Annotated in this window: 23 protein-coding genes; 3 read left to right on the top strand and 20 right to left on the bottom strand. The window is 65.8% G+C overall.

Features of this window, described 5'->3' with window-relative positions:
* Positions 1 to 85 precede the first annotated feature (85 nt).
* The 6 genes from LN047_RS27670 to LN047_RS27695 all read right to left on the bottom strand — a co-directional run bounded on the left by LN047_RS27670 (position 86) and on the right by LN047_RS27695 (position 5,768).
* Positions 86 to 1,348, bottom strand: coding sequence for a D-alanyl-D-alanine carboxypeptidase family protein (locus tag LN047_RS27670; RefSeq protein WP_142052305.1), 1,263 nt, complete (start codon positions 1,346 to 1,348; stop codon positions 86 to 88).
* A gap of 152 nt (positions 1,349 to 1,500) precedes the next feature.
* Entirely contained in the window at positions 1,501 to 2,154 is a 654-nt protein-coding gene (locus LN047_RS27675; protein ID WP_056327219.1) for an alpha/beta hydrolase, read from the bottom strand.
* Positions 2,155 to 2,256: 102 nt separating this feature from the next.
* Positions 2,257 to 2,859, bottom strand: coding sequence for an ABC-type transport auxiliary lipoprotein family protein (locus LN047_RS27680; RefSeq protein ID WP_175156911.1), 603 nt, complete (start codon positions 2,857 to 2,859; stop codon positions 2,257 to 2,259).
* A gap of 5 nt (positions 2,860 to 2,864) precedes the next feature.
* A complete protein-coding gene (locus LN047_RS27685) occupies positions 2,865 to 3,812 on the bottom strand; it encodes an MlaD family protein (RefSeq protein ID WP_056327214.1) in 948 nt (315 codons plus the stop codon).
* Positions 3,799 to 4,638, bottom strand: a complete 840-nt coding sequence (locus LN047_RS27690; protein ID WP_056327212.1) for an ABC transporter ATP-binding protein — start codon at positions 4,636 to 4,638, stop codon at positions 3,799 to 3,801. Before LN047_RS27690 ends, LN047_RS27685 begins: the two co-directional genes overlap by 14 nt.
* Complete coding sequence (locus LN047_RS27695; protein WP_373980768.1) at positions 4,638 to 5,768, bottom strand: MlaE family ABC transporter permease; 1,131 nt, start codon at positions 5,766 to 5,768, stop codon at positions 4,638 to 4,640. The genes LN047_RS27690 and LN047_RS27695 overlap by 1 nt, the downstream gene beginning before the upstream one ends.
* 93 nt (positions 5,769 to 5,861) lie before the next feature.
* On the opposite strand from LN047_RS27695, the gene LN047_RS27700 reads away from it, so the two are divergent.
* From LN047_RS27700 to LN047_RS27710, 3 genes are read left to right on the top strand one after another with little or no spacing between them, the layout of a single operon-like run.
* Complete coding sequence (locus LN047_RS27700) at positions 5,862 to 6,713, top strand: biotin--[acetyl-CoA-carboxylase] ligase (protein ID WP_373980769.1); 852 nt, start codon at positions 5,862 to 5,864, stop codon at positions 6,711 to 6,713.
* The gene (locus LN047_RS27705) at positions 6,710 to 7,516 is read left to right on the top strand and encodes a type III pantothenate kinase (RefSeq protein ID WP_226847557.1); all 807 of its coding nucleotides are present in this window, start codon (positions 6,710 to 6,712) and stop codon (positions 7,514 to 7,516) included. The genes LN047_RS27700 and LN047_RS27705 overlap by 4 nt, the downstream gene beginning before the upstream one ends.
* Before the next feature lie 12 nt (positions 7,517 to 7,528).
* Positions 7,529 to 7,693, top strand: a complete 165-nt coding sequence (locus LN047_RS27710; protein ID WP_174245407.1) for a hypothetical protein — start codon at positions 7,529 to 7,531, stop codon at positions 7,691 to 7,693.
* A 20-nt stretch (positions 7,694 to 7,713) separates the two neighbouring features.
* Here the strand turns inward: LN047_RS27710 and LN047_RS27715 are convergent, their stop codons facing one another.
* The 14 genes from LN047_RS27715 to LN047_RS27780 all read right to left on the bottom strand — a co-directional run bounded on the left by LN047_RS27715 (position 7,714) and on the right by LN047_RS27780 (position 23,386).
* Positions 7,714 to 9,003 carry a 3-deoxy-D-manno-octulosonic acid transferase gene (locus tag LN047_RS27715; protein WP_373980770.1) on the bottom strand — a complete coding sequence of 430 codons (1,290 nt, stop codon included), beginning with the start codon at positions 9,001 to 9,003 and terminating at the stop codon, positions 7,714 to 7,716.
* A 1-nt stretch (position 9,004) separates the two neighbouring features.
* Complete coding sequence (gene waaC, locus LN047_RS27720; RefSeq protein ID WP_062838855.1) at positions 9,005 to 10,042, bottom strand: lipopolysaccharide heptosyltransferase I; 1,038 nt, start codon at positions 10,040 to 10,042, stop codon at positions 9,005 to 9,007.
* 137 nt (positions 10,043 to 10,179) lie between these two features.
* Positions 10,180 to 11,052: an NAD-dependent epimerase/dehydratase family protein gene (locus LN047_RS27725; RefSeq protein WP_373980771.1), complete on the bottom strand. Its 873-nt coding sequence runs from the start codon at positions 11,050 to 11,052 to the stop codon at positions 10,180 to 10,182.
* The gene (locus LN047_RS27730; protein WP_373980772.1) at positions 11,049 to 12,938 is read right to left on the bottom strand and encodes a polysaccharide biosynthesis protein; all 1,890 of its coding nucleotides are present in this window, start codon (positions 12,936 to 12,938) and stop codon (positions 11,049 to 11,051) included. Before LN047_RS27730 ends, LN047_RS27725 begins: the two co-directional genes overlap by 4 nt.
* Positions 12,939 to 12,995: 57 nt before the next feature.
* Complete coding sequence (locus LN047_RS27735; protein ID WP_373980773.1) at positions 12,996 to 13,538, bottom strand: acetyltransferase; 543 nt, start codon at positions 13,536 to 13,538, stop codon at positions 12,996 to 12,998.
* 218 nt (positions 13,539 to 13,756) lie between these two features.
* Complete coding sequence (locus LN047_RS27740) at positions 13,757 to 14,806, bottom strand: glycosyltransferase family 4 protein (RefSeq protein ID WP_373980774.1); 1,050 nt, start codon at positions 14,804 to 14,806, stop codon at positions 13,757 to 13,759.
* 22 nt (positions 14,807 to 14,828) lie between these two features.
* A complete protein-coding gene (gene wecB, locus LN047_RS27745) occupies positions 14,829 to 15,956 on the bottom strand; it encodes a non-hydrolyzing UDP-N-acetylglucosamine 2-epimerase (protein WP_056327194.1) in 1,128 nt (375 codons plus the stop codon).
* A complete protein-coding gene (locus LN047_RS27750) occupies positions 15,949 to 16,959 on the bottom strand; it encodes a polysaccharide biosynthesis protein (protein ID WP_056327192.1) in 1,011 nt (336 codons plus the stop codon). The genes wecB and LN047_RS27750 overlap by 8 nt, the downstream gene beginning before the upstream one ends.
* A 19-nt stretch (positions 16,960 to 16,978) precedes the next feature.
* Positions 16,979 to 17,845 (bottom strand): SDR family oxidoreductase, encoded by an 867-nt coding sequence (locus LN047_RS27755; RefSeq protein WP_062838849.1) that lies wholly within the window; start codon positions 17,843 to 17,845, stop codon positions 16,979 to 16,981.
* Between the two features lies 1 nt (position 17,846).
* Entirely contained in the window at positions 17,847 to 19,088 is a 1,242-nt protein-coding gene (locus LN047_RS27760) for a glycosyltransferase family 4 protein (protein WP_373980775.1), read from the bottom strand.
* Positions 19,085 to 20,149, bottom strand: coding sequence for a glycosyltransferase (locus LN047_RS27765; protein WP_373980776.1), 1,065 nt, complete (start codon positions 20,147 to 20,149; stop codon positions 19,085 to 19,087). The genes LN047_RS27760 and LN047_RS27765 overlap by 4 nt, the downstream gene beginning before the upstream one ends.
* Before the next feature lie 63 nt (positions 20,150 to 20,212).
* Positions 20,213 to 21,475 (bottom strand): hypothetical protein, encoded by a 1,263-nt coding sequence (locus LN047_RS27770; protein WP_373980777.1) that lies wholly within the window; start codon positions 21,473 to 21,475, stop codon positions 20,213 to 20,215.
* Positions 21,462 to 22,520: an acyltransferase gene (locus LN047_RS27775; protein ID WP_373980778.1), complete on the bottom strand. Its 1,059-nt coding sequence runs from the start codon at positions 22,518 to 22,520 to the stop codon at positions 21,462 to 21,464. The genes LN047_RS27770 and LN047_RS27775 overlap by 14 nt, the downstream gene beginning before the upstream one ends.
* Positions 22,521 to 22,534: 14 nt before the next feature.
* The gene (locus LN047_RS27780) at positions 22,535 to 23,386 is read right to left on the bottom strand and encodes a glycosyltransferase (RefSeq protein WP_373982191.1); all 852 of its coding nucleotides are present in this window, start codon (positions 23,384 to 23,386) and stop codon (positions 22,535 to 22,537) included.
* Between the last annotated feature and the right edge of the window lie 407 nt (positions 23,387 to 23,793).

The raw sequence follows: 23,793 nt of genomic DNA on the forward strand, positions 1-23,793 counted from the left end.
CCCCCGAAGAATGCAAAACGGGCGTTTCGCGCACGAAACGCCCGCTGCTAGCTTACACCCGCGGCCCTGGCCGCGGTGCGCCGATTTACTGGAACCAGCGCTTGACGGTGTCGACCATGCGGCCAAAGAACCCGGCGCGCTCGACGGCGTCCTGCACCACCAGCGGTTCCGTGCGCAGCACCTTGCCGTCCAGCGTGAACTGCAGCGTGCCGACCTGCTGACCCTTGGCCAGCGGCGCGATCAGCGGATCGGTGCGCTGGGCAACCGGCTTCAAGTCGCCGGCCTTGCCGCGCGGCACGGCGATGGAAACCGGATTGGGCGGACCCAGCTTGACGTTTTCGGCGGTGCCTTCCCAGACGCGGGCGTCGATGCCCGGCTGGCTCTTGTCGAACAGCTTGACCGTGTCGAAGTTCTGGAAGCTCCAGTTCAGGAGCTTCAGGCTTTCTTCGGCGCGGGTCGCTTCGCTGTCGGTGCCCACCACGACCACCAGGATGCGGCGGTCGCCGCGCATGGCGGTGGAGACCAGGCAGTAGCCGGCCGAGTCGGTATGGCCGGTCTTCATGCCATCGACCGAGGGGTCGGCCCACAACAGGCGATTGCGGTTGGGCTGCGTGATCTTGTTGTAGGTGTAGCTCTTCTGCTTGTAGTAGTGGAAGAAGTCCGGGTGATCCGTGATGAGGTGCGCGGACAGCGTGGCCAGATCGCGCGTGGACGTCACGTGCTGGGGATCGGGCAGGCCCGTGGCGTTCATGAAGTGCGTGTTCTTCATGCCCAGGCGCTCGGCTTCCTGGTTCATCAGCGCGGCAAAGGCAGATTCGCTGCCGCCCACGGCTTCGGCCAGCGCCACGGAGGCGTCGTTGCCCGATTGCACGATCATGCCCTGGTTCAGTTCGTCCACCGTGACCGGCTTGCGCGGCTCGATGAACATGCGCGAGCCGCCCGTGCGCCACGCGTGCTCGGACACCGGCACGGTCTGCTCCAGCGTCAGGCGCTTTTCGTCCAGCGCGTTGAACACGACGTAGGCCGTCATGATCTTGGTGAGCGAGGCCGGCTCGACCTTCATGTCGGGGTTGGATGCGGCCAGCGTCTGGCCGCTATTCACATCGATGACGATCCAGGCCTTGGCCGCGATGGTGGGAGCCGGGACGGCCGACACGTCGCCAACAGGCACTGCACCCGAGGGCGACGGCGCCGGGGCCGTCGCGGCCGGCGCGGCGGCGGGTGCGGCTGGCGCCTGCTGCGCCCACGCCGGCAGTGAGGCCGCCAGCATCGCTGACAACACGGCGCCCGAGATCAGGCGGCGGGTAAAGACAACGGGGGATTGAGCGGAGTGAGGCAATTTCTTCATCGGCAACGTGGGTCCAGGAATGACGCCCGCCGGCGCGGGCCAAGTGGCTGACAATTATAGGCAGTCGATCAGACCCATCCCGGCCGCGCAGGGTTCCCTGCGCGCCTAAAACATGCAACCTGATGCAACCTGCCGCGGCGGCAAGGCCCGTTTCAGTCCAGCGCGACCTTCAGGCGGGCCTGCACCAGCTGACGCAGCACGAGCAGCTTGCCGTGGAAAAAATGCGAGGCGCCAGGCACCACCACGACCGGAATCGAACGCGGCCGCGCCCAGTCCATGGCTTCGGACAACGGCACCACCTCGTCCTCTTCGCCATGCACCATCAGCGTGTCGTCGGGCACCTGCACTTCGTGCGATTGGAAGCGGTTGACCGCCGGCCCCATCAGCATCAGCGCCGACGGCAGAACGGCGTCGCCCTGCTCGGCCAGCGCGGCGTAGGTCTGCGCGGCGACCGCCGTGCCAAACGAGAATCCCGCCAGCACCCACGGCGCCTGCGCCAGCTCGGGGTGCAGCTCGCGCATCTGCGCCACGACGGCCAGCATGTCTTCGGTTTCGCCGACGGATTTGTCGAACACGCCCTCGGAGTGGCCGACACCGCGGAAGTTGGGACGCACCGCCACCAGGCCGTGCTGCACGCAGGCGCGCGACAAGGTCGTGACCACCTTGTTCTCGCGTGCGCCGCCCTGCAGCGGATGCGGATGCAGCACCAGCGCCCAGCCGCGCGGCGCGTCGGCGGGCCAGTCGATGGCGCAATCGATACGGCCGGCGGCGCCGACGAAAGCGTGGGTTTCAGTGCGTGCGGACATGGCGGGACTCAACGTGCGGAAAAAGGAACGATGTTAACCGCCCGGCCCGCGCGGCGAAATCCGGGTCAACCGTCAACGGCGCGCGCAAGCGCGAGCCCGAGCTCACTTTCCGCGCGCGGCGGCAGGCGGTCGCAGCGTCGCCGCCAGCCATTGCGCAAGCTGGTCGCTGGCCTCGTCGGTGGCCTGGCGCAGCGCGGCCACGCCGCCTGCGGCATCCTGCGTGGGCGCGGGCGCGGCCACCATGATGCGCTTCTGGCCCACGACCTCGCGCCCGTTCAGCAACACGGCTTGCAGCAGCAGGCGTCCCTGGCTCGACTGGCCGTCCTCGGTGAACACCTGCTCGAACTGCGCCAGCGACACCTGCAATTGCGGCGTCTGCAACGTGACGCGGTCGCCCAGCACCGCGCCCTGGCGCGACAGGCGATCGGTGATGCGCTGGCGCACCAGCTCGGCGGGCGACGCCGCCCAGCGATAGGTGGCGTACGACCGGGGCGCGGCGCTGTCGCCCACGCGCCAGATCATGCCGGTGTCGGACAGCCCCGGCGCGGCCTGGAACGACAGCGCGATCGGATCGCGCGCCGGCAAGGCAGGCACGGGCCGCGCGTCCAGCCCCAGGTCGAACAACTGGGGCGGCGCGTCCACGCGGCCGATGCCGCAACCGGCCAGGGCCAGGGTCAGGATCAGAATGGCGCTGCGCATCTTCATGGGATCTATCTCCGGAATCCGGCAAAGCCGGGCTCGCCGGGTCCCGGCGCAATGGGCGCGGGACCGAACAGGAACGATTGCGGCGTGCTGTCCACACGGCGCAAGGTGGTGGTGGCGCCCCGTGCGGCCGTGCTGACATCGTTGGCCATGGTGGTGAAGGCCGGCAAGGTCTCGCCATCGAGCCGCGCGGCGGCCAGCGCGATGTCGTTCAGGCTGCGGGTCGCGACGGCCAGCGGGCCGTCGGGCGCGTTCAATCGCGCGAGCGACTGGCGGGCCTGCTGGGCCAGGTCGCCGATCTCGCGCGCGGCGCGGTCGGCCTGGCGCGAGGTAGTGTTCAAGGAATCCATCAGCGGACCGAGCTTGGCCAGCGTGGGCGCCAGATCACGGGTGGCGTCCTTCAGGGACTGCGAGATGTCGGTGGCGTTCTGCAGGCTGGCCGTGAGGGCCTGCACGTTCTGTTCGCTCAGCACGCGCTTCAATTGCTCCGTCGCCACCTCGACGTTGGAAATCAGCTTGTCGCCGCGCTTTTCGATGCGGTCCAGAAAGCCCGGACGCAGCGGAATGGCGGCCGGATGCTCGGCGGTGGACGTCAGGCGCTTGAGCGACGAGCCGTCATCGCGCAGGTCCACGTTGGCCATGCCGGTCACGCCCTGCACGCCCAGTTCGGCCCAGGTCGATTCGGTGATCGGCGTGTTGGGAGCCACGCCGATACGGATACGCACCTGCCCCGGCTTGTCGGGATTGAGCGCCAGCGACTGCACGCGGCCCACGGGCACGCCCTGGTACCGCACGGCCGATTGCGGATTCAGGCCGGTGACGGCCGTGGCCGAAATGATTTCGTATGGCTGCAATTGCGTCCGGTCGCGGCCGATCCAGATGGCCGTCAGCGTCGCGGCAGCCAGCAGGACCAGCGTGAAGATACCGGCCATGAGCGCATGACTACGGTTTTCCATGGTGCATTCCCTTCGGTGCCAAATCTCCCAGCGCGCGCAAGCCGCGCTCGCCCAGGAAGAACGTATGAATGAACGGGTGATCGAACTTCAGGACTTCAGGCACCGTGTCGCAAATGATCACCCGTTTCTCGGCCAGCACGGCCACGCGCGTGGCCAGCGCCAGCAGCGTGTCCAGGTCGTGCGTCACCATGACGACGGTAAAGCCAAGCTGCCGGTGCAAACTGCGCACCAGGTCGACGAATTCGTCGGACCGCAGCGGATCGAGCCCCGCCGTGGGCTCGTCCAGGAACAGCAATTCCGGGTCCAGCGACAGCGCGCGCGCCAGCGCCACGCGCTTGACCATGCCGCCGGACAGGTCCGAGGGACGCTTGTCCGCATCGCGCGACGACAGGCCCACCATCGCAAGCCGGCACATGACCACGTCACGCACCAGGTCTTCGGGCACCGTGCGCAATTCGCGAAGCGGCAGCGCCACGTTGTCGAACACCGACAGCGCCGAGAAAAGCGCGCCCGCCTGGAACAGCATGCCCCAGCGGTATGACAGGCGCCGGCGTTCGCCCGGAGACAGTTCCGAAAGCGTATGCCCCAGCACCTTCACGGTGCCCGCGGCCGGCACGTCCAGCCCGATGATCTGCCGCAGCAGCACCGTCTTGCCCGTGCCCGAGCCGCCGACCAGCACCAGGATTTCTCCCGGAAACACCGTCAGGTCCAGGTTCTCGTGCACCACGTGATCGCCGAAGGCCGTGCGAAGGCCGCGCACGGTGATGACCGGCTCGACGGTCACGCCCTCTTCGGTAAACAGCCGGTGCTGCGCGGCGCTATTCATCAGATGCCCACCGTGCTGAAGATGACCGCGTACACCGCATCCAGCAGAATCACGCCCGTGATCGACGTAACCACGGATGTCGTGGTGCCGCGTCCCAGGCTTTCGGTGTTGGGCTGGATGCGCAGGCCGAAGTGGCACGCAATGAGCGCGATCAGGATGCCGAAGGTCACGCCCTTGAGCATGCCGATCCAGTAATTGGTTAGCGAGATCGCATCGGGCAGCGATTGCAGGAACCACTGCGCGGACACGCCCAGCTGCGCCATCGCCGCCAGCATGCCGCCCAGGAGCGCCATGGTGCTGGTCCACAGCACCAGCAGCGGCATCGTGACCGCCAGCGCCACCACCCGCGGCAGGATGAGGCGCTGGCCGTGCGAAATGCCCATCACCAGCATCGCGTCCAGTTCCTGCGTCACGCGCATCACCCCGATCTGCGCCGTAATCGCGGATCCCGACCGGCCGGCCACGAGGATCGCCGCAAGCACCGGTCCCAGCTCGCGCACGATGGAGACCCCCAAAAGGCGCACGATGAAGCGGTCGGCGCCGAACATCTGAAGCTGCTGGGCCGACAGGTAAGACAGCACCACGCCGATCAGAAAGCCCACCAGCGCCGTGATGCCCAGCGCCTGCGCGCCGGTCCGGTACACCTGCGCGGAAATCTCGCGCCACGGGCCCAGCCAGGGCCGGCGCAGCATGGCGCCGACATCCAGCACGAGCTGGCCCAGCATGATGAGCAGCGCCTTGCCGTTTTCGGCGGCCTGCAGGACGGCGCCGCCGGTGGCGCGTACCCACGACCATGTCTCGGGCTTGGGCGCCGCCGCGGGCGTCTCGCCCTTGTTCATCGCCAGCGTGTTGAAGACATCCTGCTGCCCGGCGCCCCAGCGCACGCGCTCGGGCAGCTTCTCGCCCCAGGCCTGCCAGATGATCAGCGCGCCGATGGTGTCCAGCCGATGGATGCTGTGCATGTCCCAACGGGCGCCGTCCTTGGCCGCCTGCGCGAGGGCCGCGCGCCTTCGTTCGACCTCGCCCGACTCGGCCAGCGCCAGGACGCTCCAATCGCCGCCCACGTGGCAAACCCCGCCTTCGTAGCGAAAAGGCGCGGCGGCGGTCGCAAGCAGTGCGGAATGCGGCATGTCGTCGGGGTACCGATGCAAAATGTATCGCCAATCATAAACGCTGGGGCCCCGCAGCCGCGAGCGCGGCCCGCGTGCCCTACAATCGCGGCCATGCCCGCCCCCGTTTGCCCCATCGACCTGCCCGCCCCGGAAACGCTTGCCCGGACGCTCGCGGACCGCCTGCCCGCCTTCCAGGACATTGCCTGGACCCGCAGCACCGGATCGACCAATGCCGACCTGCTTGCGCGCGCGCGCTCGGGCGCCGGCGCGGGCAAGCCCTGGCTGCTGGGCACGCATCTGCAGGAGACCGGCCGGGGCCGCGCCGGCCGCCCGTGGCAGAACCGCTCGGGCTCCACGCTGATGTTCTCGTGCGCATTCGACGTGCACCTGCCGGCCACGCAACTGGCCGCGTTGTCGCCGCTGGCCGGCGTGGCCGCTTGCGAGGCGCTGCGCACCGTCGCCGGGCGCCAGCCGCGCGGCCTGTGCATGAAATGGCCCAACGACGTCCAATGGCACGACGCCAAGCTGGCCGGCATCCTGGTGGAAACCACCCGCAATCCGGGCGGCCGCGACGCCGGATACACCGTGGTGATCGGCATGGGCGTGAATCTCATCGATGCGGCCGAGCTGTCGCTTGCCCTGGGCCGCGAGGTCGCGGACTGGACCCAGGTGCAGGCCGGCGCCGCGCACGCGGCTGCGGCCGCCGACCTGGTCTGCGCCAGCGCCACGGCCTGGCACGAAGCGGTCCGCACGCTCGAACGCGAAGGCTTCGGCGTATTCCGGCAGCGTTTCGACCAGGTGGACGCCCTGGCGGGCCGCAAGGTGAACGTGCTGGACAAGGGCGCTATTCTTCTAAGCGGCACCGCCTGTGGCGTGGACGATCAAGGCCGCCTGCTGGTGCAAACGCCCGAGGGCGCCACACCGATCTCGGTCGGTGAAATTTCGATTCGACGCCAAGCATGATTATTCTCATCGACTCCGGCAACAGCCGACTCAAAGTGGGTTGGCTGGACGCCAGCAATCCGGACATGCCGCGCGAGCCCGCGGCCGTCGCCTTCGACGGCCTGGACCTGAACGCGCTGGATGACTGGCTGGCCGCCCTGCCGCGGCCGCCGCTGCGCGCGTTGGGCGTGAACGTCGCCGGCGCGGCCCGCGGCGACGCCATCGCGGACATCCTGAGCAAACACGGCTGCGCGGTCACCTGGTCGCTGTCGCAAGCAACGACGCTGGGTCTGGTCAACAGCTATCGCACCCCCACCCAGCTGGGCGCCGACCGCTGGGCATCGCTGCTAGGCGTGCTCTCGCGCCTGCCGGGCACGCATCCGCCTTTCGTGCTGGCCAGCTTCGGCACCGCCACCACCATCGACACCGTCGGACCGGACAACGTCTTCGCGGGCGGCCTGATCCTGCCGGGCCCGGCCATGATGCGCACCTCGCTTGCACACGGCACGGCCAACCTGCCCATCGCCAACGGCCAGGTCGTGCCCTACCCCACGGACACGCACGAGGCCATCGCCTCGGGCATTGCCGCGGCCCAGGCCGGCGCCGTCGTGCGCCAATGGCTGGCGGGCCGCCAGCGGTACGGCCAGACGCCGCAGATCTACGCGGCCGGCGGCGGCTGGCCCGAAGTGCATCAAGAAATCGAACGCCTGCTGGCCGATGCGGGCGGCGCGTTTGGCGCGACGCCCGTTCCCGTCTACCTGGACCATCCCGTCCTGGACGGGCTGGCCGCCGTGGCGCGCGCCACCTTGAACACCTCTTTCTGACGAAGGTCCGGCATGCGCGTGCTCTTCATCCTGATCCTGCTTGCGAACCTGGGCGTCTTTGCGCTGGGACAGGGCTGGCTGGGCGCCCGGCCCGAGGACGAGGGCCGGGATGCGCGGCGGTTCAGCCAGGAATTGAACCCCGGCGCCGTGACGCTGACGCCGCGCAAAACGCCTTAACTAGTGCCTTGACGAGCGCCTTACCGGCGCGCAGCCGGCTCGTCCAGCCAGGGCGCCAGCGCGGCCATCGTGCGCGCCGTCGCGCCGGCGTGCTGGTCGAACCAGGCCCTGGCCGCCTTGCTCGCCTGCCGCCTGCCGTCCGTATCGCTTAGCAGCGCCATCGCGGCGTCCACCGCTTGCGCCGGATCCGCCGCGCGGCGTGCCGCGCCGGCCTCGATGGCATCCTCGGCCGCCTGCTTGAAATTGAACGTATGCGGCCCGACGATCACGGGCACGCCCGCCGCGCAGGCTTCGATCAGGTTCTGGCCGCCCAGCGGCGCAAAACTGCCCGCCACGATCGCCACATCCGAAGCCGCGTAATAAAAAGCCATTTCGCCCAGCGTGTCGCCCAGCAGCACGGCGGTATCCGGCGATGTGGCGGCGCCCGCCGAGCGCCGTTCGAACGGCACTTTCGCGTTCGACAGCAGCCCCGCCGCTTCGTCAAAACGCTGCGGATGCCGCGGAATCAACAGAAAGAGCGGCGCGCCCGGTGCAGCCGCGTGGCGCTTGATTGCCGCGATGAACGGGGCGTCTTCGCCCTCGCGCGTGCTGGCCACGGCCACCACGGAACGTCCCAGTTGCGCGCGCCAGGCGTGTCCTGCCTCGACCTGCGCGGCAGGCAGCACAAGGTCAAACTTGAGATTGCCGGTGATCTCGGCCGCAGGAGCCCCAGCCTGCGCCAGCCGGCCGGCATCTTCCGCCGTCTGCGCCAGTACTTTGTCCAGACCCGCCAGCGCCTCGCGCATCACGCTGCCCATCCGGCGCGCCTGCCGTAGCGACGACGCGGAATAGCGCGCGCTGACGAGCGCCATGGGCACCTTGGCCTGCCGGGCCGCTGCCAGCAGATTGGGCCAGATCTCGCGCTCCATGAGCAGGCCGCAGCGCGGCCGGTGCGCCGCCATGAAACGGCGGGTCGCGCCGGGAAAATCGTAGGGAAGCCAGGCTTGGCGCAGTTGTCCCTGGGCGATTGCGTCCTTGAAGAGGCGCTCGCCCTCGGCACGGCCCGTCGCCGTCGTGTGCGTCAGCAACACAGGCAGGCCTTGCGCCAGCAACGCGATCAAGAGCGGCAGCGCGGCCCGTGTCTCGCCCAGGCTGACGGCATGCACCCACACGGGGTTGTCCGGCGACTGCGAGGCGGGCTCGGGGCGGCCAAAGCGCTCGGGAGAAAAGATTTCCCAGCGGCCGCCTGCGCGTTTGGCGCGGCGGGCCATCCACAGCCAGATCAGCGGCGCCAGGGTCCGCAGCGCGAGCGTGTAGACGCCGCGGTTCATGTCACTGCGCGGCGAGCGCCTGCTCGACCGAGGCCATGACGGCCTCACGCGACGGCGAGGCGCCGCGGTCGCCCAGGCTGGCGGTGTAGTTGGATCCGACCAGCGGGGTGCGCACCGGCGTGGATGCGCGGTAGATGCCGATCGTGGGACGGCCCAGCGCGGCCGACAGATGCGTGAGGCCGCTGTCCAGCCCCACCATCAGGCGCGCGCCGGCAAGCAGCTTGGCCACCGCGGTCAGGTCCATGCGGGGCATCACCTCGGCCCCTTCCATGCCGGCCACCAGCAGCTGGGCGCGTTCGGCTTCCTGTTCGTTGCCCGCCAGCAGCTTGAGCGTGCAGCCGGCCTCGCGCAGGCGGCGAAACACCACGCGCCAGTCCTCTTCGGGCCACAGCTTGTCGTCGCGGCTGGCCGACGGCATGATCACCGCATAGCCGCGGTCCGTGTCCAGGTGATGCAGCCGGGGCAGCTCGGCGGCGTTCAGGCCGCCGCTGCCCACTTCCACGACCGGCTCGGGCGCCTGCGTGGCCTGGCGCGCAAAGGATTGCAATCCAAAATCCGGCAGGCCGGCATGCTGGTAGCCGAACGTCAGGCCGGCCAGCTTGCGCTGGCGGATCACGGCGGGCTGCCAGAACTCGACGCGATGACGCACGTTGTAGAACAGCGAGGCCAGCGGTTCGCGCGCCGACCGCCAGTCCAGCCCGTGCTTGACGCCCTGCGTCTGGCGCACCAGCCAAGCCGATTTCAAGAGGGCCTGCATGTCCAGGACGATGTCGTAGCGCACGGCGCGCAGGCGCTCGCGCAGCGCGCGGCGCTCGGCCCGCACTTGGGCAGACCACCACGACTTACGCCAGCGCCGGTGCGCGACCTTGATGACTTCGTTGACGGCGGGATGCCACGTCGGTATCTCGGCAAACGCTTCCTCGACGACCCAGTCGATCTGCGCGTCCGGCACATGCCGGGCGATATCCGTGATCGCCGGCAGCATGTGGACGAGGTCGCCCAGGGAAGACGTGCGGACAATGAGAATGCGAGTGGGCATCAAGAAGAATGCAATGGTTCAGGCCGTGTGCAAGCGTCGATCACGGTTGCTTGGACCAATTGAAAGGCAATGGAAAATCGCGAGAATTCCGGCAATTTACAACAAACCGCCGGATCCATGCGCGCCCGCTGCCTTGCCTAGGGTTCGAACTTTGATGGCCGATAGCCCAGGTCGCGCTGAGCGTCGTCATGCGCGAACACCAGGTCTTCGTTCATGCGTTCGGCCATGCCGACCGACCAGTGCCTATAGCGCGGCACGAGGCGCACGCCGGCCAGCGCAAGCTTGAAGATGCCCAGCGGCACGGTCAGGATGCGCGGGCGCTTGCCCATCGCCGCGAACACCCGGGCCACCATCTGCCGGTATTGCAGGGTTTCGCCGCCCGACAGGTTGTACGCCTGATTGCCCGCCGCCGGCGCGGTGACGGCCGCAACGCTTGCCGCCGCGATATCGGCGGCCTTGACGGGCTGACGCAGGCCGCGCGCGGCGCCAAACACCGGGAACATGCCGAACCGGCGGATGAAACGGGCAATTTCGGAAATGTTGCCGTCGTGCTCGCCCCCGTAGATCAGGGTCGGACGCAGGATCACGTACTCGACGCCGGCCGCTTCAGCCCAGGCGATCAGCGCGGCCTCGGCGTCGATCAGCTTGCGCGCCAGGGCCTGTTCGGATTCAACCGAAGACGACGTCTTGGTGAACCGGCTGGTCGAGGACAGGGCGACAATTCGCTTGGCCCCGCTGGCGCGCAGCGCGTCGAAATATTGCGGCAGGATCCAGATGGGCGCCAGCGACACCCATACCGGAATATCTTGTTCGCCAAACACCGATTCCGGCTTGCCGCCGGCCTCGGGAAGCGCGCGCCACTGGACGCCATCGTCCGCGGACGCGGCGCGCCGGCGGGAATAGGCGATGGGCGCGAATGATTGGGCCTTCAGTTCGCTCAGCAGCGCGGGGCCCACCAGGCTGGTCGCGCCCAGCACGCCCACGCGACGCGGATCGGTGCCGGCCATCATGACGAGGCCTCCGTGCGCGCGGAAACGCCCGCCATCCCTTCAGACCCGGCCTCATGCGCCTTGGGCGTGTACTCCGGCACCCATCGCAACAACCCGGCGCGCACGACTTCGTCGCTGTAGGTCTTGCTGCTCTCGAGCCATTCGGTCAATTCACGCAGGAACGCCGGCGGCACGGGCCGCGAGCGGGCGATGCGCAACTTGGTATGCGGCGTCGGCCGCGTCTGTTCGCAATCGGCCAGCAATTCTTCATAGAGCTTTTCGCCTGGCCGCAACCCGGTGAACTCGATCCGGATCTGCTCTTCGTCGTACCCCGACAGGCGAATCATGTTGCGTGCCAAATCCACGATCTTGACCGGATACCCCATGTCCAGCACATGGATCTCGCCCCCGTCTCCCATGGCGGCCGCCTGCAACACCAGCTGCGCGGCTTCGGGAATGGACATGAAATAGCGGGTGATGTCCGGATGCGTGACCGTGACCGGCCCGCCGTGCTGGATCTGCTGATGGAATTTCGGGATGACGCTGCCGGTGCTGCCCAGCACGTTGCCGAATCGGACGATGCCAAAGCGCGTCCCACCCTTTTCGGCCTGGAAGGCCTCGCAAACCATCTCGGCCAGGCGCTTGGTCGCGCCCATGACATTGGTGGGGTTGACCGCCTTGTCGGTGGAAATCAGGACGAAGCGTTCAGCCTTGTGCCGCTGCGCGCACTGGGCCACGACCAGCGTGCCGCCCACGTTGTTGCGCACCGCCTGCCACGCGTTGTCGACCTCCATCAGGGGGACATGCTTGTACGCGGCGGCGTGGAAGATCACCTGCGGCCGGTAGCGCGCAAAGATCTCGTCCATGCGGTCGGCGTCCTTCACATCGCCCGCCAGCGTGATCAGGCTGACGCCCGGCCAATGCGTGGAAAACCATTGTTCGATCTTGTAGAGCGCGTATTCGCTCGTTTCGACCAGCACGACGCGCGCCGGCGCAAAGCGCACGAGCTGATGGCAAAGCTCGCTGCCGATCGACCCGCCGGCCCCGGTCACGAGCACGGTGGTGCCCCGCAACAGGGTGCTGACGTGGGCCGAGTCGATCTGCACCGGGTCGCGGCCCAGCAGATCCTCGATCTCGACAGGCCGCATCTGGCTGATGGCGACGCGTCCGCTCATCAGGTCGTCCACCTCGGGCAGCACGAATACCTGCGCACCCGAATGCACGGCCAACTCCGTCACGCGGCGCTTGACGTCGGCCGACGCGCCCGGCATGGCCAGGATGATGTGCCGCGCCTTGAATTCCTGCAACACGCTGGGCAGGCGATCCAGCGATCCCACGACGGGATATCCGCCCAGTTCCCGGCCCCACTTCTTGGGGTTGTCGTCGACAAGCGCGACGACCTGCCAGTCCGGGCTGCGCTCAAGCTCGCGCACCAGCGAAGCGGCGCGCATGCCCGCCCCCACCAGCACCACGGGTTTGCCTTGGGCGATCAGGCCGCCGTACAGCCGGTGCTCCTTCCACATCCGCCACGCCGCCCGGCCGCCGCCCATGAACAGGAGCAGCAGCAGCGGGTACAGCAGGAACAGCGAGCGGGGAATCGAAAACGAGGGGGGAACCAGGTTGGCGACGATCAGCAGCGCGATCGCCGAGACCGCCACGGCCTTCAGGACGCGCTTCAGGTCGGGCAGGCTGGCGAAGAGCCATATGCCGCGATAAAGACCGGCCCAACGGCAAGCGATCGCGTGCACGATCAGCAGCAGCGGCAGGCCGAACAGCATCTGGTTGCCGTAACCCACCGGCCATTCGAAATTGAAGCGCAGTAGAAAGCCCCCCACCCAGGCGACGAGGGCCGCCAACAGGTCGAACAGAAACACCATGAGGGAACGAAAAGCGATGGGTAATGGCACGATTTACGTCCAGCGACGTCCAGTTAAAGGATTGACAACAAATTCGGACAAGGCGAATCAATTGCTCAAAGCGGTTCCCGGGGGATACACCGTGTCCGGGGGAACGACCACGCCATAGCCCGCGCAGCAGCCCGCCTGAAGCCAGGCGCCGGCGCCGACTTTCACGCCGCCGGCCAGATGCACGCCGGTGCCCAGGTGCGCATAGTTTTCCAGATGGGTATCGTGATCCGCGGTGCTGTGCGCGTTCAGGATGGACCCCGTGCCAATATAGGCGCTCGCCCCCACCATCGCCATCGCCAGAATGGCAGTGCCTGCCTCGATGGTGGCGCTGGGACTGACGCAGGCCGCCGGATGAATCACCGTCGCCAGGGGCAAGCCCGCAGCTTCGATGGCCTTGACCCAGCCGGCGCGCAACGCGTTATTGCCAACTGCCGCAATCGCCTGGGCCTGATCGGCCGCCAAGCCGCTCAGGCCCGCCAGATTGGACACGACCTTGCGGCCAGCGGTCTCCTGCAAGGCGGGCCAGCGGTCGTCCACAAACAGGATTTCCTGCCAATGGCCGCTGAGCTCGGCGGCCTCAGCCACCGCGCGTCCGTGCATGCCCGCCCCGATAATCACTAGCGATCTCGCCATCGTCTCTTATTGTCCCTTTTTGTCACCCCAACCGAGCGGCATCTGCCGGAAACTCATGCCGCTCGTCATTGTGGGCGTTTGGTCTTCGTGGTCTCAATCCAAGACTCGAAATGAAAGTGTAGCAATACGGCCGCCACTGAAGCGGACCGCGAAAAACACATAACGGAGGTTTCCTCGGCGCCGTCTTATGACGCCTGCGGATGGTGCCCGGGGTTCTCGGGCACGCCCGCCTTGCAGCCTATCGCAAGCGCCAGCAAAGGGCCATACGCCAAAGGCACACCTGCCAGCGGAGAGAGCCAGCCGCGCGCCACGCAAAGCGCGATGGGGAACAGCCAGAACACATTCAACGCAATCACCGTCAGCAGGACCGGCTTGTGCGCGCCGAAGCGTCGCGTGGCGTGCTGGTACGCGTGCATGCGATGTGCCAGATAGACGCGCTCGCCGCGTCCAAGCCGTCGCAAGAGCGTCCAGGTTGCATCCACGGCAAAGACGCCCAGCAGGATCAGCCAGGCCCACAGCAAGGCCGGTTGCTGCCACGCGCCGTGCAGTGCCAAACCACCCAGGACGATTCCCAGAAAGCTGCTGCCGGCATCGCCCATGAAAATGCGCGCCGGCGGGAAATTCCACAACAGAAAACCCGCCACGGCCGCAGCCAGCAGCAGGGGCGCCACAATGGCGCCTTCATGGCCGGTCAGAACGTAGATCACGCTTGCCCCGACCGCCGCGCAGATCGCTTCCGACGCAGCCAGGCCGTCGATGCCATCCATGAAGTTGTACAGGTTGAGCAGCCAGACCAGCGCAAAGACACCCAGCACGCTAGCCACGGCCGCCCAGAACGCGGACGCCTGACCCAGCGCTTCCGCGGGCAGCCCGCCAAACCAGGCCATCAGCCAGACCGCGCTGCCAAAATGAACCAGCAGCCGCCAGCGGACCGCGACATGGCCGCGGTCGTCCAGAAATCCGATGATGGCCACGGCCGTGCCCGCTCCGCCCAACGCCACCGCGGTCACCGCGGGCAGCAGGCCCAGCCAGACAAGCACCGGCAGGCCGAGCAGAAAGCTCAACACAAAGGCCACGCCGCCGCCACGCGGGGTGGTGACCACATGCGAACTACGGCTGTTCGGGACGTCAAGCAGCCTGCGGCTGGCCAAGGCATACCGGCGCAGCGCGCCGGTAAGTACCCAGGCCAGACCCAAGGCCGCCGCCAGAATGCACCAGAAAATCACTGTAGGCATGATTCAGCAGTCAGGTGACGGTTCAGGATTTCGACCACACAGTCCGGTTCACATAGTCCGTATAGCTCAACACCACGCGCACGACCTGCTTGGAGACCGGGCCGCCTTCGTAGTCCTTGACCACGGGAATCACGCGCTCGCCGCGGCGATGCTGGCTGGTGACCACACGAACCGCGTCGGCCACCCGCTCGGCCTTCAGGCCGCTCATGATCAACGTGCCCTCGTCCATGCCTTCGGGACGCTCGTGCGCATTGCGCACGGTGATGGCCGGCAGGTTCAGCAGCGACGCTTCTTCCGTGATCGTGCCGCTATCGGACAGCACGCAGAATGCGCCCATCTGCAGCTTGATGTAGTCAAGCAGACCAAACGGCTTGACGAAGCGGATCAGCGGATGGTCCAGCGCGTCGCCCAACGCCTCCAGGCGCTTGCGGGTGCGCGGGTGCGTCGACACGATGATCGGGTATTCGTACGTGTCGGCCAGGTGGCGCAGCGTGTCGAGCAGATCGCGCAGGTTCTGCGGCGTGTCCACGTTTTCTTCGCGGTGCACGCTGACCAGGAAGAACTTGTCTTCGGTCAGGCCTTCGCGCGCCAGCACGTCCGACTTCTGGATGTCGTCCATGTAGTACGCCAGCACTTCCTGCATGTGCGAACCGGTCTTGATGATCGTCTCGGGACGGATGCCTTCGGCGATCAGGTAGCGGCGCGCATGCTCGGTCAGGACCATGTTGATGTCGCTCAGGTGGTCGAGCACCTTGCGGTTCAGCTCTTCGGGCACGCGCTGATCGAAACAGCGATTGCCCGCCTCCATGTGGAACACCGGAATCTTGCGGCGCTTGGCGGCGATTACCGCCAGGCAGGTGTTGGTGTCGCCGTACAGCAGCAGCGCGTCCGGCTTTTCCTGTTCGAAGATCTCGTCGGACTTGATGATGACGTCGCCGATCGTCTTGGCCGCGGTATCGCCCGCCGCGCCCAGAAAATAATCCGGCTTGCGAATCTGCAGGTCGTCGAAAAACACCTGGTTCAGTTCGTAGTCGTAATTCTGGCCGGAATGCACCAGTACATGATCGACCTGCGCATCCAGTTCCGCGATGACGCGGCTCATCTTGATGAGTTCCGGACGCGTGCCGACCAGCGTCATGACCTTAAGCATCGATCTGCCCCCGGATGTATTCCAGATTCAACAGCAACTTCTTCACACCTTCGACATCCAGTCGCTCCGTGTTGTGCGACGTGTAATCGTCCAGCTCGGAAATCTCGGTTTCGCCTTCGACGAAATACTTCTTGTAGTTCAGATCCCGGTTATCGGCGGGAATCCGGTAATAGCGGCCCATGTCTTCGGCCTTTGCCATTTCCTCGCGCGAAATCAGCGACTCGTACAGCTTTTCACCGTGCCGCGTGCCGATCACCTTGAGCGGGCTGTCACCGCCAATCAGTTCCTTGAGCGCAACCGCCAGGTCGGCGACGGTGGAAGCCGGCGCCTTCTGCACAAAGATGTCGCCTTGCTTGGCGTGCTCGAACGCATGCAGCACCAGGTCCACCGAATCCTCGAGCGACATCAGGAAGCGCGTCATGTTGGGATCGGTGACGGTAAGCGGTTCGCCCGTCTTCAGCTGGCTGATGAACAGCGGAATCACCGACCCGCGCGAGGCCATCACGTTGCCGTAGCGCGTCGCGCAGATCACCGGACCGTTATTGACGGCGACGCGGGACTTGGCCACCACCAGCTTCTCGGCCATTGCCTTGGAGATGCCCATGGCGTTGATCGGGTACACCGCCTTGTCCGTGCTCAGCACGACCACACGCTGCACGCCCGCTGCAATCGCCGCGTTCAGGACGTTTTCCGTGCCGAGCACGTTGGTCTTGACCGCTTCCATGGGATAGAACTCGCAGGACGGCACCTGCTTGAGTGCCGCCGCGTGAAACACATAGTCCACGCCGATCATCGCCTGGGCGATGCTGTCGTAATCGCGCACGTCACCGATGTGGAACTTGACCTTGTCGTCGGCCAAGGCAATGCGCATGTCCTCTTGTTTTTTTTCGTCGCGGCTGAAGACGCGGATCTCTCGCACATCCGTGGAAAGGAAACGCTTGAGCACCGTATGTCCAAAGGACCCGGTACCGCCGGTAATCATGAGAACTTTATTGTCGAACATAAATTAACCATTTAATCCGTTAGGGAACCAGGCGATGCGCGTGCATTTCACGAATCAATTCCGGCCACGAGGGAGGCACATAACCCGTCGCCTGCAAGAGGCGCGTGGCATCCAGCGACCGGTCGATCTTCAATTGATCGTCTGCAATGATGTCGATGTCCTTGCCATACACCTGCGCCACGAGCTTCAGAAGCGAATACTTGTCGATCGGCGCAACGGCGCAGTGATACAGGCCGTGCAGCTCGGGGTGGGGAATCACGAAGTCCTTCATCACCCGCGCCAGCTCGGTGGTCGGCAGGCCGGAAAACACGGCGCGCGTGAATCCCTTGACGGGGCCCGGTTGCGACAGGAACCAGTCCACCAGCGCCACATTGCTGCCCAATTCGTGACCGATGATCGAGGTGCGCAGGGTGATGGCGTTGACGTCGGACGTGACCTCGCCAATGTACTTCGACTTGCCGTAAAGGTCCTCGGCATCGGAGGGATCCGATTCCAGGTACATCCCTTTGCGACCATCGAACACGCAGTCGGTGCTGACGTGGATCAGGCGGGCCGACGCCAGCGCGCAAAGGCGCGACAGCCGGTGCGGCAGCATGGCGTTCACCGGCAGCGCCGCCAAGGGATCCTTGGCATCGGCAAGCTGCTTGATCAATCCGACACAGTTGATGACCACGTCCGGCTTGACCCGGGCCATTACCGTCACGAGGGAATCATTATCCAGCACGTCGACGCCGGTCAGCAGATTATTGCGATGGCGCTCATCGAAATGGCGCAGGCCAGCCGCACCGCGCAGCGTCCCGTATGTCTCGAATGCCGGATCGTCGCTGAAGCGCGAAAAAACCGCGCTACCCAGCATGCCCGTTACCCCTAGAACCAAAATTTTCATGCTAAGCCTTCTCTTTCAATTCGAGTTTCTCAGAAAGAATACTCACTAATCGGTCGACCTGACGGGTTATCTCGTAATGCTCAAGGTAGAACCGGCGGCCGGAGGCGGCAAGCGCCTCGCGCTCGCCCTCATTCATTGCGCGCAGTCGTTCTATGCAGTCGGCCAGACCATCCGAATCCTCGGCGGCGCATACCAGCCCGGCGCCTGCATCACGAATGACCTCGGCGCCCGCCCCGTCCAGCGCGCCGATGATCGGCCGGCCCGCGGCCAAATACGCCTGCACCTTGCTGGGAATCGTCTGCGCCAGGATCGCGTCCCTATTTAAAGTGACCAGCAACGCCCCCGCCCTGTCAAAGATATGCGGCATCTGATCGTTGGGAAAGCGCCCGGCAAGCACGACATTGGATAAGCCTTCTCGCTCCACCTCGTCGCGGATTCGCCCCAGCATGCTGCCGCTGCCCACCAGCACGATTCTGGAATCGTTGCGCCCTTTGAGCTTGCGCGCGGCGGCAAGGATTGTATGCAGCGACTGGGCAGTCCCAAGGTTACCTGCAAAGACGACGCAAAAATTATTCTCCAGCGTTGCCAGCAGGGAAGCGGGCAACGTGCAAGGCTTTAGTGGCGTTGCGCGGGGATCGGGGCTTGAATTGGGGTAATAGACGATCTTGCGGTCAGAAGCCAGGCGTGCAACGGGCTCGCGGAATGCCTTGGACTGCACAAGCAGCAGCGATGCGGCCCCATATATCGCGCGCACCATCATGCCCACGCCGGCAAGAATCGTGCGGTTTCGCACGAAGCCGGTCGCGCTCAGGCTTTCCGGCCAGAGGTCCTGGATCCAGATCGCCAGCGGCAGTTTCTTGCGCCATTTGAGGTAAATAGCGGGGATTACCGACGTGATCGGCGAAAATGCCACCGCCAGGACGACATCGAAATCCTTGTGCCCGACAGCCCGGTACCCATGGCGCAGCCCGTTGACGACAAACGACAAGTAATTGAGGACCAGATTCTTGCCGCCGCCCGCGCGCCGCGTGCGCAGCGGTACCCGATGAATCACGGTGCCGTCATCCCACTGCTCGCTCGTGCAACCCTCTTCGGTATAGCCGTCGAAGATCTTGCCGTCCGGATAGTTGGGCTTGCCGGTCAGCACCTCGACCACATGCCCCTGCGCCGTCAATGCGCGCACGAAGTCGTTGATGAAGAACTGCTCCGGCCAGAAATACTGGCTGACGATCAGGATTCTCACGAGGCGCTCGCTACTGAGGAGTCGGCACGGAGCCGGGCCCAGAACTGCGCGGGTGTTTCGGGCGCCACCACCGGGCTGGGCGCGTCCAGCTGGCGGCGCACCGCCCGCGCAATCGACGTGGCCGAGCCCGGATCGAACGTCTGGACGGGCACGCACACGTCGCGCACATAATCGAGCTCGGACGCCACGATCGGCAGGCCGGCATTGGCGGCCTCGATCAACGGCAGGCCAAACGATTCGCCGAACGATGGGAACACCAGCGCGCCCGCCTGCGCATACAGCGCCGCCACGCCTTCACGCGTCAGCTCGCCCCGATTCTCGACCCGCAGCCCATGGCGGTCCGCCACGGCCAGAAGTTCCTGCGCCAAGACCTTGTCCCGAGGGCCCAGGGTCAAAACGAGCGACGGTCGCAAACCGTCCTCGGCCAGCAGCCGCCAAGCGTCGAGGAGGCGCCGATGATTCTTGTGCGCCACGCCGTCGGCCACATAGACAAAATCCCACTGGCGGGTCCGCTCTGTCTGCACTGCGGGATCGCCCACGGTGATGTCGGCCACGAAAGGCGCGATCCTGACGGGCGGCACGCGCTCGGCGGCACCAAGCCAATCCAGCACCTCGCGGCGCATGGTCGGCGTCTGAACCACGTACTCCGAGACCCGATGACGGAAACACCGCCCGATTGTCCGCTCGAAGATCAGGCGCAGCCGCGTGGGCAGCGGAAACTGCGACAGCCGCACGCCGCGCAGGTAATTCCGGTTCTGCAGGAACACGACGACGCGAGCGCGCGAAGGCAGCACCGGCGGCAGGCCATGAAAGCAGAAAAGTATGTCGTCGGGTCCCGCGGCCCGGCGCGCCGCGAATTCTCCCTTCAGGCGGGCAAGCGCCGTCGGCGCTACCCAATGCACGGCAGCGCCCTCGGGAATCTGCACCCGCGGTTCGTTGCGGGCATCCAGGAACAGACGCAGCGGCGAACCGGCCGGCCAGGCGCCCAAAAGCGCCTGCAGCAGCACAAGGCCGCCGCCGGTGTGCACGTTGGGTGCGTATAAGACGACTTCTACAGCCATATTGATTAGTAGCTTATGGGCATGGATATGCGGGAACCGGCGTTGCCTGCGGGCAAGCCAGCGTCAGAGCCCCTCCAGGATCTTGCCAAAGCGCTGCGCGATCCGATTGCCGCTGAATGTATCGCGGTAGGCCTGATTGCACCAATCGGACCCGTCCTTGCGCAGCACGTGGTCCACGGCGCCTTCAACCGCCTTCTCGATATCCTCGACCTCGGACGGGCGGGCGTGCCAGCAGCCAAGGTGCTTCATTGCGTCCTCGGAACCGCCCGGCGGCGTCAGGCCCACGATGGGCGTATCCGCGCCGATGTAGTCGGACAGCTTGCTGGGCAGGAACAGGTTCTGGCGCACATTGGCTTCGATCAGCAGCAGAATGTCCGCGTCGTACATCTGCTCCAGCGATTCGACGAACGACACGTTGCCGACGGCGCGCACGGTGCCCTCCGGCAGGCTCAGGGCGGCCTCGGTGGCAAGCATCTCGGGCGGCACCAGGCCGATCAGCTCGAGGCAGAGCACGCCGCGCAGGTCCGGCCGCCGCTGAAACAGGCGTCCCAGTGCCTGGAACAGCGGTTCGGGCGAGCGGCGGCCGTACAGCACGCCCACATAACGCATGACGATGCGATCGTTCCTTGCCTTCGGCCGCTGCGGGAAGAGGGCTTCATCGAAGGCATGGGGAATCACATCGGTGCGGCGGCGCACGGATTCGGGCTGCCCCTGCATCATCAGATCCAGGGAATATCGCGAGCTGTGCACGATGAAATCGGCCGCCGCCACCGCGCGCGGCTCGTGCCGGGCGTTCCACAGCTTGGTCAGCCGGCTGACCTCAAGCGGATTGCCCGCCCAGGGGTCGCTGAACTGTGCCAGCCACTTCACGTTGCGCCGCGCCTTCTTCACGCGCGTCATCACGGCGTTGACCGAATGAAACGGCGACCAGGTCATCACGGCGTCGTACTGGCTGAGATCCATGTCCATGAGCTTGCTGTACGCGGATTCGCGCAGCACGGTCATCAGGTCCGGCACGCGATCGAGCTTGCGGATGGAGGACCGCACGAGGCTCATCAGGTTCTTCGCGGGCCGCAGCCGGTCGATCCGGCCGAACGTCTTCTCGGCGAACGGCAGCAGGCTGTGATCCAGCGGCAATTCCGCGCAGAAGGAGTCCGCGCACACGACGTCGACGTCGTATCCGGAACGGGCAAGCGCAGCCATGGGCTTGTAGACCGCTGCCGTCATCTGCACCTGCATGGGCGGGAAGGCGTAGCTCAACAGCAGAATCCTGCCCTTGCGCGCGTTCGGATGGTCCATGGTGGTCGAATCGTTATCCGGCGACACGGCTGGCTCCCGGAATCAGGCGAATCGCGGCCGCGATAACACCGCAGATGAAAAACGTGCTGAGGGAAATCAACAGGATCACGAGCCCGGCAGGCAGGTGCTCCGTCGCAATGCGGATCGCGCTGCTGAAGCGAACATGCTCCAGCACCACCACATGCACGAAAAAGATGATGAAGGCGCGGTCGCTCAGCCATTTCGCAATCGCCGCGGACCGCGCCGACAGATCTACCGTCACGAACGCCAGAAACGCCGCGATCGAGGCGATGACCACGTTAGGCGTGAAATAGACGTAGGCACGTTCGACGGGCACGCCGGCCTTTTCGCTAAAACGCCACGTCAGATAGAACGTGATCGCCGAGCAGATGGCATAGACGGCAATGCACGCCCACCGCGGGATGGCCTTGCGGTCAACGCCGGCCAAGAGGCCGCCCAGGATGAACAAGCCGCCATACCCAAGAAAGCTGGTGAGCTGCATGATCCGCAGGACCGGCAGCGGCCAATACTGCGGCACGCTGGTGACGGCAAACCAGATCACGAAGAAATAGACGCTCAGCGCCGGTCGGCTGCGCAGCACTTCGTAGATTGCCTGCAGGAAAGGCAGCAGGACATACAGCCCGACGATCATGTACACGAACCACAGGTGGTACATCACCGGCTCGGAAAACATCGCGAGCAGGCCCGCGCCGTAACTGCCCAGCGCACCGTTGCGGTACAGGAACGCAGCGCTCCAGAAGACCAGCGGGATGAATACCTTCAGCACCCGGCGCAGGATGTTGACGGTCGAGACCACCTGCATCCCCGGGCGCAGCAGCATCGCGCCTGAAATCATCACGAACAGCGGCACCGCCACGCGCACGGCGGAATCCAGCGCGTTGGCCGACAGCCAGTCGGGCAACGGACTCTTGCCGAAGGCGTAGAACGCCGCGCCGCAGGAGTGAATCAGGATCACGCCATAGATGGCCACCACCCGGCACAGGTCCGCCCAGGCCGCTCTCTGTTTGCCAGGCACCGCCTCGGACTTCGGATCCGCAATCCTGGTGGTCAACGTATCCGCCGTTGTCATTTTCCTGACTGCCTTCCGTGGATCACACGTTCGTAAACGTCCACCATACGCTCGGCCTGCAAGCGTATGTCATAGTGCTGCTCGGCCAGCTGGCGCGATCTTGCGCCTCGTGCCAGCCGCTCCTGCGGATCGCCGATCAGCCGCTCCATCGCCGCCGCCAGCGCGGCCGAATCGCGGGACGGCACCGCCAGCCCCGCTTCCGGCGTGAACACGACCTCGGGCAAGGCGGTCCCTTCGAAGCAGATGGTGGGCTTGCCGCAAGCCATCGCCTCGACCGCCATCAACCCAAACGAATCGGCCAGTGACGGCATGAGGAACAGGTCAGTCGCACTATAGACGTCCTGCATCACGCTATCGTCATTCGTCCAGCCCAGTTCGACGACCTGAAACCTGTCCTTGAACTTCTCGATCCGACCCTTGTCGTTGAGCGTCAAGAGGCAGATGGGCACCTGCGTCTGCAAGCGGTCCAGCGCCTCGATCACATACTGCAGGCCCTTGAAATCGTTGACCACGGACCGGAAGCACAGCACCAGCCGATGCGGCTCGATGCCCAGGCGGGCCTTGGCCGCTGCCTGGTCACCGGGTTTGAAGAAATCCAGGTCCAGGCCAAACGGCACCTTGTGAACGGCCACGCCGTCCATCAGGGGCGACTGCCGGACCATGTTCTCCATCCAGCTCGAGGCCACGAGGATCTCGAAGTTCGAGCGCCGGTAGGCCATCCGCTTGAGCCGGAAGTTCAGCGCTGTCGTGTCGCGCTGGATCGCAAAATCGGTCTTCAGATCGGGGCACTGGCCACAGCCCGTCTTCCATCGCTGGCACGAAAAAGGGTGAATGCAATGGCCGGTCATCGCCCACGGATCGTGCAGCGTCCACAGCGAGGGCTTCTCGGCGGTCATCGCCGGCAGCGACTGCATGCTCAGAAAACCGGAATGGATGATGTGGTAGTGAACCAGGTCCGCTTCGCGGAACGCCTCCATGCGGCGCATGTGCATGCCGTTCGAATACAGCTGCGATTGCAGCGACAGCACTTTCTCGACGCCCCGCGTCAGCCGGTTGACCTTGCGCAGCAGCTTGCCGTGCAGGCTCACGACGCCTTCTTCCTGACGGTCCTGCTCCCACACGAAATGCTTGGAGGAAACACCAAGCGCCTCGAGATGAGGCTTCAGGGACAGCCCATTGAAGCGGCGTCCCGGCGACTGGTATCCGTTAACTTGCAAAACTCTCATCGTGTGCCCGCCAATCCTCTTATGTCGAA

The organism is Achromobacter sp. JD417 (assembly GCF_041879325.1).
GTDB lineage: Bacteria > Pseudomonadota > Gammaproteobacteria > Burkholderiales > Burkholderiaceae_B > Achromobacter > Achromobacter mucicolens.

Excerpts from the sequence above, each read along its gene's own strand:
- LN047_RS27710 (WP_174245407.1), top strand. The coding sequence starts at position 7,529 with ATGCGCGTGCTCTTCATCCTGATCCTGCTTGCGAACCTGGGCGTCTTT.
- LN047_RS27685 (WP_056327214.1), bottom strand. The coding sequence starts at position 3,812 with ATGGAAAACCGTAGTCATGCGCTCATGGCCGGTATCTTCACGCTGGTC.
- waaC (WP_062838855.1), bottom strand. The coding sequence starts at position 10,042 with ATGCCCACTCGCATTCTCATTGTCCGCACGTCTTCCCTGGGCGACCTC.
- wecB (WP_056327194.1), bottom strand. The coding sequence starts at position 15,956 with ATGCTTAAGGTCATGACGCTGGTCGGCACGCGTCCGGAACTCATCAAG.
- LN047_RS27765 (WP_373980776.1), bottom strand. The coding sequence starts at position 20,149 with ATGGCTGTAGAAGTCGTCTTATACGCACCCAACGTGCACACCGGCGGC.
- LN047_RS27780 (WP_373982191.1), bottom strand. The coding sequence starts at position 23,386 with ATGACCGGCCATTGCATTCACCCTTTTTCGTGCCAGCGATGGAAGACG.
- LN047_RS27695 (WP_373980768.1), bottom strand. The coding sequence starts at position 5,768 with ATGCCGCATTCCGCACTGCTTGCGACCGCCGCCGCGCCTTTTCGCTAC.
- LN047_RS27680 (WP_175156911.1), bottom strand. The coding sequence starts at position 2,859 with ATGAAGATGCGCAGCGCCATTCTGATCCTGACCCTGGCCCTGGCCGGT.
- LN047_RS27690 (WP_056327212.1), bottom strand. The coding sequence starts at position 4,638 with ATGAATAGCGCCGCGCAGCACCGGCTGTTTACCGAAGAGGGCGTGACC.
- LN047_RS27735 (WP_373980773.1), bottom strand. The coding sequence starts at position 13,538 with ATGCACGGACGCGCGGTGGCTGAGGCCGCCGAGCTCAGCGGCCATTGG.
- LN047_RS27750 (WP_056327192.1), bottom strand. The coding sequence starts at position 16,959 with ATGTTCGACAATAAAGTTCTCATGATTACCGGCGGTACCGGGTCCTTT.
- LN047_RS27675 (WP_056327219.1), bottom strand. The coding sequence starts at position 2,154 with ATGTCCGCACGCACTGAAACCCACGCTTTCGTCGGCGCCGCCGGCCGT.
- LN047_RS27700 (WP_373980769.1), top strand. The coding sequence starts at position 5,862 with ATGCCCGCCCCCGTTTGCCCCATCGACCTGCCCGCCCCGGAAACGCTT.
- LN047_RS27755 (WP_062838849.1), bottom strand. The coding sequence starts at position 17,845 with ATGAAAATTTTGGTTCTAGGGGTAACGGGCATGCTGGGTAGCGCGGTT.
- LN047_RS27670 (WP_142052305.1), bottom strand. The coding sequence starts at position 1,348 with ATGAAGAAATTGCCTCACTCCGCTCAATCCCCCGTTGTCTTTACCCGC.
- LN047_RS27740 (WP_373980774.1), bottom strand. The coding sequence starts at position 14,806 with ATGCCTACAGTGATTTTCTGGTGCATTCTGGCGGCGGCCTTGGGTCTG.
- LN047_RS27705 (WP_226847557.1), top strand. The coding sequence starts at position 6,710 with ATGATTATTCTCATCGACTCCGGCAACAGCCGACTCAAAGTGGGTTGG.
- LN047_RS27725 (WP_373980771.1), bottom strand. The coding sequence starts at position 11,052 with ATGATGGCCGGCACCGATCCGCGTCGCGTGGGCGTGCTGGGCGCGACC.
- LN047_RS27715 (WP_373980770.1), bottom strand. The coding sequence starts at position 9,003 with ATGAACCGCGGCGTCTACACGCTCGCGCTGCGGACCCTGGCGCCGCTG.